At 40.9% G+C, this 15213-nt stretch carries 13 protein-coding genes; 1 reads left to right on the top strand and 12 read right to left on the bottom strand.

The genetic code is table 11. From position 1 onward, the window contains the following. The coding region (locus BM057_RS11845) for a hypothetical protein (RefSeq protein ID WP_218147458.1) at nucleotides 1–248 on the top strand (248 nt) is incomplete at its 5' end. Nucleotides 249–407: 159 nt separating this feature from the next. On the opposite strand, the gene BM057_RS08400 is transcribed toward BM057_RS11845, so the two are convergent. The 12 genes from BM057_RS08400 to metG form a co-directional block, all read right to left on the bottom strand. Continuing rightward, nucleotides 408–3311: a YhgE/Pip domain-containing protein gene (locus BM057_RS08400; protein WP_245741897.1), complete on the bottom strand. Its 2904-nt coding sequence runs from the start codon at nucleotides 3309–3311 to the stop codon at nucleotides 408–410. 26 nt (nucleotides 3312–3337) lie between these two features. Then, complete coding sequence (locus BM057_RS08395) at nucleotides 3338–3829, bottom strand: Rrf2 family transcriptional regulator (protein ID WP_092092892.1); 492 nt, start codon at nucleotides 3827–3829, stop codon at nucleotides 3338–3340. 527 nt (nucleotides 3830–4356) lie between these two features. Continuing rightward, on the bottom strand, nucleotides 4357–4566 hold the full coding sequence (locus BM057_RS11550) for an MFS transporter (RefSeq protein ID WP_143074496.1): 210 nt from the start codon (nucleotides 4564–4566) through the stop codon (nucleotides 4357–4359). 73 nt (nucleotides 4567–4639) lie between these two features. Then, nucleotides 4640–5464 carry a pur operon repressor gene (purR, locus tag BM057_RS08385; protein WP_047390847.1) on the bottom strand — a complete coding sequence of 275 codons (825 nt, stop codon included), beginning with the start codon at nucleotides 5462–5464 and terminating at the stop codon, nucleotides 4640–4642. Between the two features lie 275 nt (nucleotides 5465–5739). Further along, nucleotides 5740–6582 carry a metal ABC transporter permease gene (locus BM057_RS08380; protein ID WP_092092889.1) on the bottom strand — a complete coding sequence of 281 codons (843 nt, stop codon included), beginning with the start codon at nucleotides 6580–6582 and terminating at the stop codon, nucleotides 5740–5742. Beyond that, nucleotides 6519–7235 carry a metal ABC transporter ATP-binding protein gene (locus tag BM057_RS08375; protein WP_092092886.1) on the bottom strand — a complete coding sequence of 239 codons (717 nt, stop codon included), beginning with the start codon at nucleotides 7233–7235 and terminating at the stop codon, nucleotides 6519–6521. Before BM057_RS08375 ends, BM057_RS08380 begins: the two co-directional genes overlap by 64 nt. 266 nt (nucleotides 7236–7501) lie before the next feature. Beyond that, nucleotides 7502–8353 (bottom strand): 4-(cytidine 5'-diphospho)-2-C-methyl-D-erythritol kinase, encoded by an 852-nt coding sequence (gene ispE / locus BM057_RS08370; RefSeq protein ID WP_092092883.1) that lies wholly within the window; start codon nucleotides 8351–8353, stop codon nucleotides 7502–7504. A gap of 357 nt (nucleotides 8354–8710) precedes the next feature. Then, a complete protein-coding gene (locus BM057_RS08365; RefSeq protein WP_092092881.1) occupies nucleotides 8711–8968 on the bottom strand; it encodes a Veg family protein in 258 nt (85 codons plus the stop codon). 1129 nt (nucleotides 8969–10097) lie between these two features. Then, a complete protein-coding gene (rsmA, locus tag BM057_RS08360; RefSeq protein WP_092092878.1) occupies nucleotides 10098–10988 on the bottom strand; it encodes a 16S rRNA (adenine(1518)-N(6)/adenine(1519)-N(6))-dimethyltransferase RsmA in 891 nt (296 codons plus the stop codon). Beyond that, a complete protein-coding gene (gene rnmV / locus BM057_RS08355; protein WP_092092877.1) occupies nucleotides 10975–11541 on the bottom strand; it encodes a ribonuclease M5 in 567 nt (188 codons plus the stop codon). Before rnmV ends, rsmA begins: the two co-directional genes overlap by 14 nt. Beyond that, nucleotides 11538–12308: a TatD family hydrolase gene (locus BM057_RS08350; RefSeq protein WP_047390830.1), complete on the bottom strand. Its 771-nt coding sequence runs from the start codon at nucleotides 12306–12308 to the stop codon at nucleotides 11538–11540. Before BM057_RS08350 ends, rnmV begins: the two co-directional genes overlap by 4 nt. A gap of 125 nt (nucleotides 12309–12433) precedes the next feature. Then, nucleotides 12434–14446: a methionine--tRNA ligase gene (metG, locus tag BM057_RS08345; RefSeq protein ID WP_092092874.1), complete on the bottom strand. Its 2013-nt coding sequence runs from the start codon at nucleotides 14444–14446 to the stop codon at nucleotides 12434–12436. Nucleotides 14447–15213 lie beyond the last annotated feature (767 nt).

Genomic DNA, 15213 nt, shown 5'->3' with positions numbered 1-15213 from the left:
GAACGAGTTGCATCAGCTTTTTACTGAACTTGTTCACAGGACTACCTTCTGTGAACGAGTTGAGGCAGCTTTTCACTGAACTTGTTCATAGGACTGCCTGCTGTGAACAAGTCGCTGCATTTCCACTTGACTCTGTCCTCAAATGTTTACAAAGCGAGCGCAGCGCAGCTTTGATCCTTTTTCCGCTTTTGATTTTGAGAAGAGATGCAAATACCACCGGCACAATGCCAGTTGAAACGGTTGTTTGAAAGGAGGTCAGGCTCTTTAAACTACGATTAAAGAGCTGCCGGACATTTCATAATCGTCGCTCAATCGTTAAAAGGATCATTTCAAAACTTTTAATCTGTAAAAAAACTGCCGTAACAGCTATTGAATAGCTATTACGGCAGTTTTTCACTTTTATTTTTTTAAGCTTCTTCTGCTGCTACTTCGTCTTCATCAAGGAAGTCATCTGGCTTTTTGTCAAATAACCATTTCATAGACAAGTAAAGCAAACCACAAAAGACAACTGTTAAAATGAGCATGAGCAAGACGGCTTGGACATAAATGTGTTGTCCCAATCCATCACTGATCGCTTGTCTAAACCCATAAATCGAGTAAGACATTGGCAAGAACGGATGGATGGCCATAAAGAATTTATTCGTTAACGGCATAGGGAACGTTCCGCCTGATCCGCCTAATTGCAAGATCAGCAGCAACATGGCAATAAAGCGTCCAACGTTGTTCAATGTCATGGCTAAGAACAATACGATCGATGTAAAGGCCATGGAAGTAATAACAGCCAATCCGATAAATTGTGCTACGTGGTCGACTGGTAATCCTAATGCCAACATAATAAGTGTTTCGATGACCCCCATCAAAATAGCAGAAGGCAAGGCGATCGACAACTTGCTTACCCACCAGCCGAATGCTGAGCCATTTCTTGTAGACATTTTACGAACAGGGTAAATCGTATTAAAGACTACTGCACCGATATAAAGCGCCATGGACATGATATAAGGTGCTAAAGCTGCACCATAGTTTGGCACATGACTATATTCTTTATGTTCAAGTTCTGCAGGGTCAGAGAACATACTTAACGTATCATCTGTTGCATCGACCTTTTTCACTTCATCTGCACCATCTTCTAAGCTATCTTTCAGTTCTGTGGTTCCAGCTGTCAAAGCAGACATTCCTACTCCGACTTGAGAAGATCCTTCTGTTAATTGTTTAGAACCTTCATGAATTTTAGCAGCCCCATCTGATAACTGTTGAGATCCGTCCATCAAAGTATTTCCATTTGCATCAAGCTCAGATGTTCCTTGTGCCAATGTTTCTGATCCTTCTTGCAATTGATTGATTCCGCCTGTTAGTGCTGGCAATTGGTCATTCATTTGGCCGATACCGTTGCTCAAGGCTAATGAACCAGAAGTCAATGCAGAAGAGTTTTTGTTCAATTCAGATACACCTTGTTGAACTTGGCTAACACCAGTGGTATATTTATTGATCCCGCTCACTAAGCCATTTTCACCACTTAAACCAGCTTGGATTTGAGCCAAACCTTGGTCCAATTCAGTCACACCTTGGAGTACACCTTTATTTTCTCCTTCGCCTTGCTGCGTCAAAGCTGTTTGGATTTGGACTAATCCGCCACGCAGACTAGTGATCGCTTCAACAGCCCCTGGAAGTGCAACTTGAGATTGTTTATCTAATTCCTGAACGCCACTTTCTAATTTTTCTAAGTTTTCAGTTAAACCTGCAAGTTTTTCGTCTAAATGCATGTTTTCTAATGTTTCAACTAATCCGTCGATCTCTTCTTTAAAGCCGCCAACCGTGTTCACCACTGAACCGACGTTTTCTCCAGCATCTTTCAAACTTGAGCCAGCAGATTCCACTTGACCTTTAAGGCCTTGAAGATCTTCCGATTGTTCTGCAGCGTGTTTCTTTAAGGAAGATGATAAAGTATCTATTAATTCTTGCTTTTGTTCATCTGTTAAACTTTGGTAAGCATCTGTTTGTTGCAATGCACCGATTGTTTCTTCTGTATTACCAGGAATGCTGGCTCCAATATTTTCTAAATAACCTTTCGAACCTTCCAAAGCTGATTTGGTGGTATCCATATCTTCTTTGATAGCCGTCATATTTTGATTGATCGAGCCAGCAGCTTGTTCGATTTTATCTTTATCGATTTGATCAGATACTTGACCAATATCTGTCTTTCCTGCTTCGATCTGACTAGTGATCTGGTTATTCAATTTGCTGATCCCAGCTTGGATTTTTGGCAAACCTTCTTCTAAATCGTCTAATTGCTGTTGTTTTTCTTTCGTCAAACTTCCGCCTAATGATTTTTTCAATGTTTCCAGCCCAGCTAACAGCTGTCCGCTGCCCGCTTTAGCTTGGTCAACACCAGTACTTAACGTTTGTGTACCATTCTTTAATGCAGCGCTGCTGCCTGTCAATTGGTTTAATCCTTGGCTCAAGGCCGATACGCCACTGGTATAGCTTTGCAAGCCTTGGTTCAAACTCAAAGCGCCTGTATTCAACTGGCCGACGCCTTCTTTTAGTGGTCCGACATTTGAAGATAATGCGTTGATACCGCTGTTCAATTGTTGTGCTCCGTCATTTACTTGAGAAACTCCAGCTGTATATTGAGACAAGCCCATTTCCAAGTCTTCTGCTCCGTCACTGAAAGTCAGTGTGCTTTCGGCTAGTACTTTTAGGTTCTTCGTAATTTCTTCGTTTCCGTCTTTGAGTTCTTCTGCTCCATCGTTCAAGTCAGAAGCGCCATCTGCTGCTTCTTGGAACCCTTCTCCGATGTCGCCGATTTGATCAAATACAGCTTCAGCATAAGCTTCGGTTACATTTGCAGATACTTCAGCTCTTACTTCTTTAGCCGCTGAGCCGCTGATCACTTCACTGATATAGTTTAAAGAACCATTTGTTTCATATTGGATCTCCATTTTACGCGGTTTGTCATCCATCAAAGTAGAAGCATCTTCCGAAAGATTCTTCGGTAAGGTCATGACCATATAATATTCACGGTCTTCTAACCCTTTTTTAGCATCTTCCTTTGAAACAAAATGCCAATCTAACGCATCATTGCTTTTTAAGTTGGTGACCAACTCATCACCGATGGCCAATTCTTTCCCTTCATAATTGACAGGTTGATCCAAGTTGACAACAGCTACCGGAAGCTTGTCTGTATTACCGTAAGGATCCCAGTTGGACTTTAAGAAAAAAGCCGCGTACAAAACGGGGATAAATAAAATTACAATACTAGAAATCAACAACATTTTATTTTGTGACAGCTTCTGCCACTCTTTTTTCACCATGTTCATCTTTTTCTTTCAACGCCTTTCTATTTTGACTCTACTTTTTCCATGGATTCGTTCCAATTGAGCACAGGTATCGTTTCACTTGCCAAAGATTTCCGGATCAACTGTTCGACTGTTTGGTTTGAAAGAAAAGAGGAGTAACAATCGTCAGCTTGTTCAAAAACACTGGTCAAAACTTTTTCTCCACTATCCGCTGTCGGACCTCGATCAAAGAAGACTTGATTGATCATTCCTGTATTGGGATAAGTATGGATTGGTCCTTCTAATGCCTCTACTACGTCCAATAAACTGATATCTTTGGGTTCCTTTGCTAAAGAAAAACCACCGTTGCTTCCCGATACAGAAGATACTAAGCCGCTCACGACCAATTTGCGAATGATTTTGCGGATATAAGAATGAGAAGAGCCTTTCAAACGCCGATTAATCACATGAGAAGCAAGAGGAACTTCTTTGTTCTGCGTTGCTAACAAGGTCATGATACAAACAGCTTGTTCTAATCCTTTTGATAAAATCACTTTAATTCCTCCTTTTCACATCGTCTACATCAGCTATCCATTATGGACTCAAAATGTCTACAATGTAATATACGCTTATTCAGTCTAAATGGCAACTACTTTTTTCTATTTTTTTTAGAAATATTGAAAGCCAATTGAAAAGAACATCCATGGAGATTTTTCTGCCATGATTTGACTCTATTCCAACGCGTTATAAACACACTTAGCTTAGTCAATAACCATTGATAAAAGGGTAGATGTAGCGTATATGTCGTCCTCATGTTTACAACCTTCTTCTCACAAATGCTAAAAAGCAGCTTCCTTTCATTCCAACACAGTTCATTGAAAATTGTTGCCGTTTGAAAGAAATCAGCTTTCTGGTTTACTTCATCAGCTAGACATTATTTATTTTTTCTTGAACAAAATAAAGTTTGCGATCAATGCGCATGTTAGAAAAATAAGTCCTACGCTGCAAACACCTGCCCAGCCAAAATGCTGCCAATACAAGTCCCAACATCTGCGTAATCAATTTTCTTCTTTCTAATAAATCACCCAGCGGGACCAAAAAGAACAAGCCAATCGCATAACCAGCTTGCGATAACATAGATGCAAACCCCGATCAGACTATGACTTACACCGAATTCAGCCGCGATTATCGATTCTAACGGCTGGATATAATATAAATTAGCTACTGCGATTCCTGTTGAGATCGCCAGCAGCAAAGTAAATGATTTTGTTAACTCAAATGTCTTTTGCAAACAAACGCCTCCATCTTACACTAAAAGGATCTAAGGCTTTGTCTTGGTCCTTTTCTTTATTTCATTAAAACGATTATTGAATGTCATCAAAATAATTACCTGGCTTGACGTGAATGGATTTGTTACGAACATCAACTTCATCAACACATAACAATGAAGAGTAATCGTCGACCATTCTCTTGCCAGGGAAAGTAGATTCTGCAAGAACCGTGACACCAACCAGCTTAGCTTCGAATTCTTCGATCAAACTCTTCATTCCGTCAACTGTTCCGCCGCCTTTCATAAAGTCATCAACGACCAACACGCGCGAGCCTCTCTTTAGACTACGCTTAGACAACTCCATTTTCTCTACGCGATTAGAAGAGCCTGAAACATAATTGATACTGACCGTTGAACCTTCCGTGATTTTAGAGTCGCGACGAACGATCACAAAAGGAACGTTCAAGCAATTCGATACAGCTTGGGCGATCGGCACACCTTTTGTAGCAACAGTCATGACCGCATCGATTTCTTTGTCTAAATATTGAGCAGCTATGATCCTGCCGATTTTTTGCAATACAGCTGGTTGACCTAACAAGTCAGATAAATACACATAGCCTCCTGGCAATAGCCGGTCAACTTCTGATAAGCGCGCACACATATCTTCAATAAAAGCTCTTGCTTCTTCATTTGAAATGCTCGGAATATAACGGACACCGCCCGCTGCGCCAGCAATCGTCTCTAATATACCCGTTCCTCTTTCTTGGAAAGTCTTTTTTACAATGGTTAGATCTTCACTGATAGAAGATTTTGCAGAATCATACCGGTTAGCAAAAAAAGTCAAAGGCACTAGTGTATGCGGACGTTCTAATAGATAACGTGTCATGTCGATCAATCGTTCACTTCTTTTTACTTTCATCCTTGTTCGCCTCAATTTCATTATTGATCCCTTATCAGGGTGCTATTGTATTATACGCACAAAAACCAAATTAGGATAGTTTTTTATCGTAAATAATGAAAAATGTTCGTTTTTATTCAATTTTTCATTGTGATTTCTCTCAAATACTTCGGATATTGATAAGAAAACGTTCGCTTTCCTTTTAAAACATTCCTTTTTACTCCTATCTTCTTGCTTTTCCGAATAAAAAAGCCGTTTTATTCTGCATTCCAGAATAAAACAGCTTTTTTAACTCTTTAATGATCAGCTAGTGATGCATTTTTCTTTCTTTTCATCAGCATTCTAGCTTTTTTCCAAGCCGTGATCAACATAAAGATCAAGATAAAGATCAACGCGATCGTTGCCCCAGGCGGCGTTCCTACCTCGTAAGAAACGGCTAGACCTGAAAACATCCCGATCAAACCAATGACCATGCCAACGATGATCACCAAATCAAATCTTTTGCTCAAGCGCATAGCAATCGCTGCTGGTAACACTAGGATCGAAGAAACCAGCAAAGCGCCGGCGATCGGCATGATCACTGCAATAGCGACCCCAGTTACAACGTTAAAGGCGATCGACATCCATTTGATCGGCAACCCGGCTGTAAAAGCCGTTTCTTCATCAAAAGTCAATACATATAATGGCTTGCGAAACAGCACATACAAGGCCAAGATCATAACGCCCAAAACAGCTAATAAGGCCACTTGCTGTGAACTGATGGTAACGATCGAACCAAATAAGTACTGCTGAATACTAACCGTCGATGACCCAGCTCCCAGCCCCATCAACACCAAGGCAAGCGCCATCCCTCCAGACATCAACATGGCGATCGAGATTTCTGAATAAGATTTATACAAGCTGCGCAAATATTCTAGTAAGATCGCAGCCGCAACGACCACTAACAAAGTAGTGACAGTTGGATTTACATTGATTAAAAGCCCCAACGCTACTCCGGCAAGTGAAACATGCGAAAGCGTATCAGCCATCAAAGATTGTCTTCTTAAAATCAAGAATAATCCCAGAACAGGAGCAATCAATGCGATAATGAAGGATGCTTGGAAGGCTCTTTGCATGAATCCATAGAAAAACATCTCCACGGCGAATTCTCCTTTCTGATCAGTTGAATATGACGATCCGCATAAGCTTTGATATCTTCATGGTCATGAGTAACCATTAAAATCCCCTTTTTATGCACTTCACTGTTGTGTTTCAGCAATTCATAAAATGCTCTGCGTGAGCTGGAGTCCATTCCAGTTGTGGGTTCGTCTAAAATAAACAAATCAGGATCAGTAGCAAAAATGCGTGCTAGCGAGATCCGCTGTTTTTGTCCACCAGACAAGTCGCCCACTTTTTTATGGCGCATGTCCCACATTCCTACAGCTTTTAATGACCGTTCAACGTGTTCATGGTCTTCTTTAGAAAGTCGCTTAAACCATTTTCCGCGTTGATAACGTCCCGAACGCACCAGTTCTAAAACGGTACTTGGAAAACCAGCATTAAAAGAAGCTACTTGCTGCGGGATATATCCCAACGCCAACTTTTCCTGATCAATATTGATAGGAGAGATCTTAGCCGTGCCCGTTGCTGGTTTTAAAAGTCCTAATACGTTTCTGAGCAAAGTCGATTTTGCTGCACCATTCTCACCAGTCAAAATCACAAATTCTCCAGGATCGACCGTAAACGTGATGTTTTGCAAAACAGGTTCATCTTCATAATGAAAGGACAAATCTTCTACTTCGATGTAATGCATGCTGCGCCTCCTTTTTGTGACGTGTTCATTTTCTTGATACTGAGCAAATGTGCTCAGCTCATTTATCTAAATCGTAACTATTCCAGTTTAGAAACACTTTAAAAGAATAGCACCCTCTCCAGAAAACGTCAAGCAGAAGAATAAAAAAAGAACCGAGGAGACTCGCAGTGATCTTCAACACCTTTCTCTTGAATACCTGCTTGCTCTCTCAGTTCTTTCTGAAACTGCCCTTATCGCTATCCCTCAGACAGCTTCTTTCTCATTACCTATTTTAACGTACGAACAAGATAAACTTCATTGCAAAAGCCTTTTAAACCATTGTACACCCGTTGTGCACGCGAATAATTTTTACAAACACTATAAATCGTCGGTCCAGTACCACTCATTAAAGCTGCATCTGCTCCAAACTGCAGCATTTTCTCTTTGATGGTTTTGATTTTCGGCTGCTTTGCAATCGAAACTTCTTCGAGCGCATTTGCCATATGTCTAGCCATGAGTTCATAGTCATCCGCTTCGATCGCCGCCAATACTTTTTCCGTTTCCGGATGTTCCAATTCTTCTACCGCGAGTTTTTCAAAAATCGTCCATGAAGAGATGCCCTTTTTAGGTTTCACCAGTACGACCCAACACTGCGGAATCTCCTTCAGCGTTTCCAACTGATCTCCTCGCCCTGTTGCAAAGGCTGTCCCTCCATGAACACAAAAAGGAATATCCGATCCGATTTGCGCGCCCAGTTCAGCTAAAGCCTCAACTGACAAATTCAAATCCCATAAACGATTCAGTCCCCTCAAAGTTGCAGCTGCATCACTGCTCCCGCCGCCTAAACCTGCAGCGATGGGGATCTTTTTTTCAATCTTTATTTCAACGCCTTTGTCGATCTGAAAAGTTTCTTTCAACAATTGTGCTGCTCTGTAAGCAATATTGCGTTGATCTAAAGGTAGAAAACCATTATTGGATTCAATGCGGATCTGATCTTTTTCCAATTCTTTCAATGTCAGTCGGTCAGCTAAGTCGATCGATGTCATGATCATTTCCATTTCATGATAGCCATCTTCTCTTTTATGCAAGACATCTAGGCTCAAGTTGATCTTAGCCGGTGCCTTTTCGATCACTTCCACTACTTTTTCCTCCTTCCTCGTTTATTTTTTAACAGTCTGTAAAACATATTAGCCGAAAAACGATCTTTTGAAAAGTTTTTGTTCTCTTTTACTGTTATTTCTCATGAATTTTTTCGTTCCTCTGCCAAAAAAGACGTTAAGAATGATAGCCTTGTTGAATCAATTGATAAACCAAATTAATTTTAGATGGCAGTACAATAACTTACATTGATCGTTCACGAACGAAGATAGACTTGAATCATCATTACGTTAGATCCGCTTATAGAATTCTTCAATCGTCTTAGTTCTTAAAAAATGCAAAAAAAAAAGCAAACTACCTAGTCAACAGACAGCTCGCTACTTTATGTTCTATTTCGGTTAAGCATATTGAGGTACATTTTCTTCGACAAATTTGATTTCTACAGCGTGTGTCAATACATCTGTATAACTATAAGATACACGCTCAAATGCATTTTCTTCTTGGTCTAATTCTACGACAAACACTGAATGATATGTATCTGTTAAAACGCCTCTTCTTTCAGTCTTTCTTTTTCGACCAGTTTGCGCGGTCAACATAATCTTCTTACCTAACTGACAATCTAAGCTTTCTTTAATGCTTTCTAATGTAATTGGCATTCAGATTCACCTCACTAACGTTGCTCTCATTATAACATAGTGTTCAAAATTTTACAAGTATACCATATTAGAAAATTGACTTCAAATAATAAATCTCTCATTTAAAAGGGCTGAAAGCAACGATATCAAAGCCTTTACATTTTATTTGCAATCCGGTCTCTCATCTTATACTCATGTGGAAAATTTAGAAATAGCGCTATCTTTTATGATTCGAAAATTTCTTTTAGAAAATGGACTTGCTTTGTCGGCTCCTTAAGTTTGCTGGTTTCCTTCACGTAATGGGACAGAAGAAGCGGCAATAACTGTATGGTCTATGGTCTAAGAAGTTTTATTATTTAAATATTTCAATTTGCACTCGGTATAAGATTGATGAATTTTAGAAAGATGCTAGCAGACGATATTCAATAGCGTAAGATGAACGCTATTGCGCTGCAACTTGTTCACAGACCAAGCTTCTGTAATCAAGTTCAGTGAATAAATCCTTCAACTTGTTCACAGACCAAGCTTCTGTGATCAAGTTCAGTAAATAAAATCTTCAACTTGTTCACAGACTAGGCTTCTATGATCAAGTTCAGTAAATAAAATCTTCAACTTGTTCACAAACCAGGCTTCTGTGATCAAGTTCAAAGTGTAAAAGCTGCAACTCGTTCATAGCCCAGGCTTCTGTGATCAAGTTCAGTAAAAAAGCCTGCAACTCGTTCACAGACTAGGCTTCTGTGATCAAGTTCAGTGAATAAAGCCTTCAACTTGTTCACAGACCAGGCTTCTGTGATCAAGTTCAGTAAATAAAATCTTCAACTTGTTCACAGACTAGGCTTCTGTGATCAAGTTCAGTGAATAAATCCTTCAACTTGTTCACAGACCAAGCTTCTGTGATCAAGTTCAGTAAATAAAATCTTCAACTCGTTCACAGACTAGGCTTCTGTGATCAAGTTCAGTAAATAAATCCTTCAACTCGTTCATAGACTAGGCTTCTGTGATCAAGTTCAGTAAATAAAATTTTCAACTCGTTCACAGACTTGGCTATCTTGCCGTTTTGCAGTGAATCGGTCCCCTCATAATAGGAAAGCTAAAGATAGAAACGAAACCAGGCTAAGAAGCGGTCTCCTTAGCCTGGTTTCGTTTCTACCTATTTCAGTTTTTTGTCATTTAAGCAATCTGCTAAGCGTGCAAATTCTTCGAGAGACAGTGTTTCCCCTCTTCGTTTTGGATCGATATTTGCTTCTGCTAAAGCGGCTGTTAGACGTTCTCGTGTCTGATCATCTTTTCCAAAGTGGATCAAGAGGTTGTTCCATAATGTTTTGCGGCGTTGAACGAATGCTGAACGCACCACTTCAAAGAAAAAGGCTTCGTTTTTCACACTGACAGCCGGCTTTTCACGGCGGGTGAGTTTAATGATCGCCGAGTCAACATTTGGCTGAGGGACAAAGACCGTTTTCGGCACAATAAAAGCCACTTCTGCCTGCATTCTATATTGCACTGCGATCGATAGCGAACCATATGCTTTGCTTCCTGGTGCAGCGGTGATACGTTCCGCTACTTCTTTCTGCATCATCACGACCAAGCCGTCGATCAGCAAAGGAGCTTCTAGAAGGTGCAGGAGGATCGGCGTCGTAATATAATAAGGCAAGTTGGCAACGACCATCAGCCGCTCATCTACGTCGACACCGCTTGCTTCCAATGTTTTTGCCAAATTAGCTTGTAAAATATCTTGATGAACGATCTCGACATTCTCATAAGGACTCAATGTATCCGCCAATACAGGAATGAGGCGGTCATCAATTTCAAAAGCTACGACTTTTTTACTCGCTCTGGCCAGCACCTCTGTTAAAGCACCGATTCCAGGTCCCACTTCAATGACATTCGTCTCCTTATCTAATGCAGCAGCATCTACGATATTGGCCAAGATATTCGGCTCAACGATAAAATTCTGCCCCAAACTCTTCTTTAGCGAAAAACCATGTTTTTTCAAAATTTCTTTCGTTCTGCTCGGTGTGGCGATGTCTTTATAGGCTGCCATCTTTTTCCTCCTCTATCTCTTTGACTGCTTCGATCAGCTGCTCTGGTTTAATTTGGAATAGACGCAAACGCTTTTGCAGCTGTTTGCCATTCGTATAACCGATATGCAGTTTTTCACCAAGTTGTTCTCTTCGCAGGCGTGCAAAAGGTCCGATCACGAGTCCCAATTCAGCCAAAAGTGAGCGCGGAATCCATTCTTCTTGCACAGTCATTTCCGTATAAACACGACTTAAAGCTGTTCGAATGGTTTCTGGGTCCGCATGCTCAATGCCTAAACTGCCTTTATGTTTAGGACGCGATTCATCCCGTGTTAAAAAAGCGTGCTTGACGCCAGGCACTGCTTGTGAAATCGTTTTGCGGATCTTCTCACCGGGAAAATCAGGATCTGTAAAAACGATCACACCGCGTTCTTGTTGTGCTTTAGCGATCAGTTGCAAGGTGGTCGCGTTGATCGCAGAACCATTTGTCTCGATCGTATCTGCTTCGACCGACTCCTGTATACGCCGCGTATCATCTCGTCCTTCGACCACGATGACTTCTTTTATTTTTTTCATTGGTGGATACCAAATAAACGCAAGGCATTCGCTGTTGTTTGTTGTCCCACTTCTTCATAACTGATGCCGCGTTGTTTTGCTACTTCTTCTGCTACATATTTAACATACGCAGGCTCATTGCGCTTGCCGCGATACGGAACAGGTGCCAAATAAGGCGCATCTGTTTCGATGAGCAGCTTATCAAACGGAACGGCTTTGGCTACTTCGCGGACTTCTGGTGCATTTTTGAACGTCACGACTCCGCTTAATGAAATGTGCATTCCCAAGTCAAGGAAGCGTTCCATCCAATACGTATCCTCGCCAAAACTGTGCATAATACCGCCAATGTCTTCGATATGCTCTTCTTTTAAAATCTGATAAACATCTTCTGTTGCTTCTCTATTATGGATCGTAATGGGCAGCTTCAGTTCCTTCGCTACTCGGATCTGTCTGCGAAAAGCGGTAAATTGTTCTTCTTTTGTCGAATCAGGCCAGTGGTAATCAAGACCCATTTCCCCCATCGCAACGATTTTGGGCTGCTGCAACAACTCCATCAGTTTTTCTTCTACTTGATCTGTATAGGCATAACTCTCGGTCGGATGCCAGCCAATGATGCTGTAGATTCCGTCATAGTCTCTGCTCAAAGCGAGTGATTTCTTGATGGTTTTTTGATCAAAACCCACAACAGCCATTCTAGTGACATCATGAGCTTTTGCCCGTTCAACCGCTTCTGCTTCTTCCCCTTCAAATTGATCCGCATTCAAATGTGTATGGGTATCAAATAACATCCTTTCATCCCTTTTCTTTTATTTATTTCTGTCATGAATTGATTCATCTAAAGTAAATATTTTTCTCATTAAAAAAGCAGCCCATCTTCAGGACAATGCCTTATGGATGGGCAGTTTTCTATTGATTAGGCTACTTCAGAGCCATTCTCTGCGTCTTTTGGCGCTTCAATGATTTGAAGTTTGCCGTCTTTTTCCGCTGATAAAATCATACCTTGACTGATTTCGCCGCGCATCTTGCGTGGTTTCAAGTTTGCTACGATCACAACTTTTTTACCGATCAGCATCTCTGGATCAGGGTACCATTGCGCAATACCCGATAGAATTTGGCGATGTCCTTCATCTCCAGCATCTAAGCGGAATTTCAGCAGTTTGTCTGCTCCTTCAACTTTGGTACAGTCGATCACTTCTGCCACTTTCAGTTCTACTTTGTCAAAAGCATCATATTTGATTTGTTTTTCTTTTACAGAGACCAATTCTGTTTCAGCTGGATCCCAAGCCGTTTCTTCTTCTGCTTGATGAGCTGTGTTAGCCATTTGGTCTTGAATATAGTTTACTTCTTCTTCTACGTCTAACCGTGGGAAGATAGGTTCTCCTTTGGCCGCTACTTGTGCGGTATACTCTGCAGAACCGAACTGCACAGCAGACCAGTCACCGGCAGCTGTTCCTTGGATCCCTAACTGTTCGAACATTTTCTTCGGCGTTTGCGTCAAGAAAGGCTGCAACAGTGTAGCTGCAACGCGAAGACTTTCTGCTAAGTGAGCCATTACCATAGCCAGCGCTTCTTGTTGACTGTCGTCTTTTGCCAATTTCCAAGGTTCTGTTTCATCAATATACTTGTTGGCACGCGAAATCAATGACCAAATGCTGCTCAATGCATTGCTGAACTGCATCTCATCCATTTCTTTTTGCACCGAACGAACTGTTTCATCTGCTGCTGCTTTCAATTCTTTGTCATATACAGATGCGCCTTCAGCATAAGCTGGCACCTTGCCGTCAAAGTATTTGTTGATCATCGCAATGGTCCGGTTCAAAAGATTTCCCAGATCATTAGCCAAGTCGTAATTGATCCGAGAAACATAGTCTTCCGGCGTAAACACACCGTCACTGCCAAATGGAACTTCCCGCATCAAGTAATAACGCAATGAATCTAAGCCATAGCGTTCGACTAGCATTTCAGGATAAACAACATTTCCTTTTGATTTCGACATTTTACCGTCTTTCATCAGCAGCCAACCATGCCCGAAAACTTTTTTCGGCAGCGGCAAGTCTAAAGCCATCAGCATAATCGGCCAATAGATCGTATGGAAACGCACGATTTCTTTTCCGACCATTTGCACATTTGCCGGCCAATATTTTTTAAATAAGCTGTCATCTTCTGAATCATAGCCTAATGCTGTGATATAGTTGACTAAGGCATCGATCCAAACATAGATAACGTGTTTTGGATTGCTTGGAACTTTAACACCCCATTTGAAAGTCGTTCTCGATACTGCCAAGTCTTCCAAGCCAGGCTTGATAAAGTTATTGATCATTTCATTTTTGCGTGATTCTGGTTGAATGAAATCAGGATGTTCTTGGTAGTACTGCAGCAAACGATCTGCATACTTGCTCATCTTAAAGAAGTAAGATTCCTCTTTGATCAATTCTACCGGATGTCCGCTATCTGGTGATTTCCCACCAATAACTTTGCCATTTTCATCACGCTCGATGTCTGTTAATTGCGTTTCCGTATAGAAGGTTTCATCAGGCACAGAGTACCAACCTTCGTATTCTCCTAGATAGATATCTCCTTGTTCTAGGAAACGTTCAAAGATCGCGCCCACTGCTTTTTCATGTTCCAGATCGGTAGTGCGAATAAATTTATCGTTGCTGATATCTAGCAGCTGCCATAATTGTTGGATTCCTTCTGCCATTTCATCCACATATTTTTGTGGAGAAACCCCTAATTCTTCAGCTTTCTGTTCAATTTTTTGCCCATGTTCATCTGTTCCGGTCAAATAGAAAACATCATAGCCGGTCATTCTTTTATAGCGTGCCAGCACATCGCATGCAATCGTTGTATAGGCATTGCCAATATGCAATTTTCCACTTGGATAGTAAATCGGTGTGGTGATATAAAAAGTTTCTTTTTCTGCCACGTCAAATATCCTCCTCATTTGTCGCAAGTTTTTCATTGGTTTCTATCGTATATGAGCGTCCGAGAAAGTCTCGTTTTTCTCGATTTTTGCGTTCACTGGATAAACTTATCTCGGTTAGTATACCATAAAAATCAGTAAAGACGCGACCTTTTGAAAGAATTTGCTCTCTTCTATTTATCACTACAATGATCACACTTTAGAAAGCAGTCTTCTCTTTCTAAATGGATGATTTTTTGATAGGTATAGGTATGGAGACATTATTTATGATGTAAGCTGCGCTCAATAGAGGATATTTCTTTTTAAATTTTTGTATTCGAAGACTGCAATCAGTTTGAGTTGGTCAATTAAGAGGCATTAATAACAAACTCAAGTACTGCAACTTGTTTGAGTTGGTCAATAAGAGGCATTAATAACAAACTCAAGTACTGCAACTTGTTTGAGTTGGTCAATAAGTAGCGTTAATGACGAACTCGAGGGCCACAACTTATTTGAGTTGGTCAATAAGTAGCTTTAATGACGAACTCAGGGGCTGTAACTTATTTGAGTTGGTCAATAAGTTGCTTTAATGACGAACTCAGGGGCTACAACTTATTTGAGTTGGTCAATAAGAGGCGTTAATGACGAACTCAGGGACTGCAACTTATTTGAGTTGGTCAATGAGCGTCAGCGTTCGAAACCAGCTCAAGTTGATGCGCAACAAACTGAGTATCTTACCAACTCAGAGGTTATAAGGGGGTTGGTATACATTTGTCAGTGCTAAAGTTTAA

The organism is Pisciglobus halotolerans, from assembly GCF_900113675.1.
Lineage (GTDB): Bacteria > Bacillota > Bacilli > Lactobacillales > Carnobacteriaceae > Pisciglobus > Pisciglobus halotolerans.
Note: the sequence above shows the minus strand (reverse complement) of the source record. Positions and strands in the feature narration are given on the sequence as shown.

What these genes read in the sequence shown, in the direction of transcription:
- purR (WP_047390847.1), bottom strand. Translation starts at nt 5,464, where the DNA reads ATGAAAGTAAAAAGAAGTGAACGATTGATCGACATGACACGTTATCTA.
- BM057_RS08365 (WP_092092881.1), bottom strand. Translation starts at nt 8,968, where the DNA reads ATGCCAATTACATTAGAAAGCATTAAAGAAAGCTTAGATTGTCAGTTA.
- BM057_RS08375 (WP_092092886.1), bottom strand. Translation starts at nt 7,235, where the DNA reads ATGCATTACATCGAAGTAGAAGATTTGTCCTTTCATTATGAAGATGAA.
- rnmV (WP_092092877.1), bottom strand. Translation starts at nt 11,541, where the DNA reads ATGAAAAAAATAAAAGAAGTCATCGTGGTCGAAGGACGAGATGATACG.
- rsmA (WP_092092878.1), bottom strand. Translation starts at nt 10,988, where the DNA reads ATGGCAGCCTATAAAGACATCGCCACACCGAGCAGAACGAAAGAAATT.
- BM057_RS08400 (WP_245741897.1), bottom strand. Translation starts at nt 3,311, where the DNA reads ATGGTGAAAAAAGAGTGGCAGAAGCTGTCACAAAATAAAATGTTGTTG.
- BM057_RS08350 (WP_047390830.1), bottom strand. Translation starts at nt 12,308, where the DNA reads ATGTTATTTGATACCCATACACATTTGAATGCGGATCAATTTGAAGGG.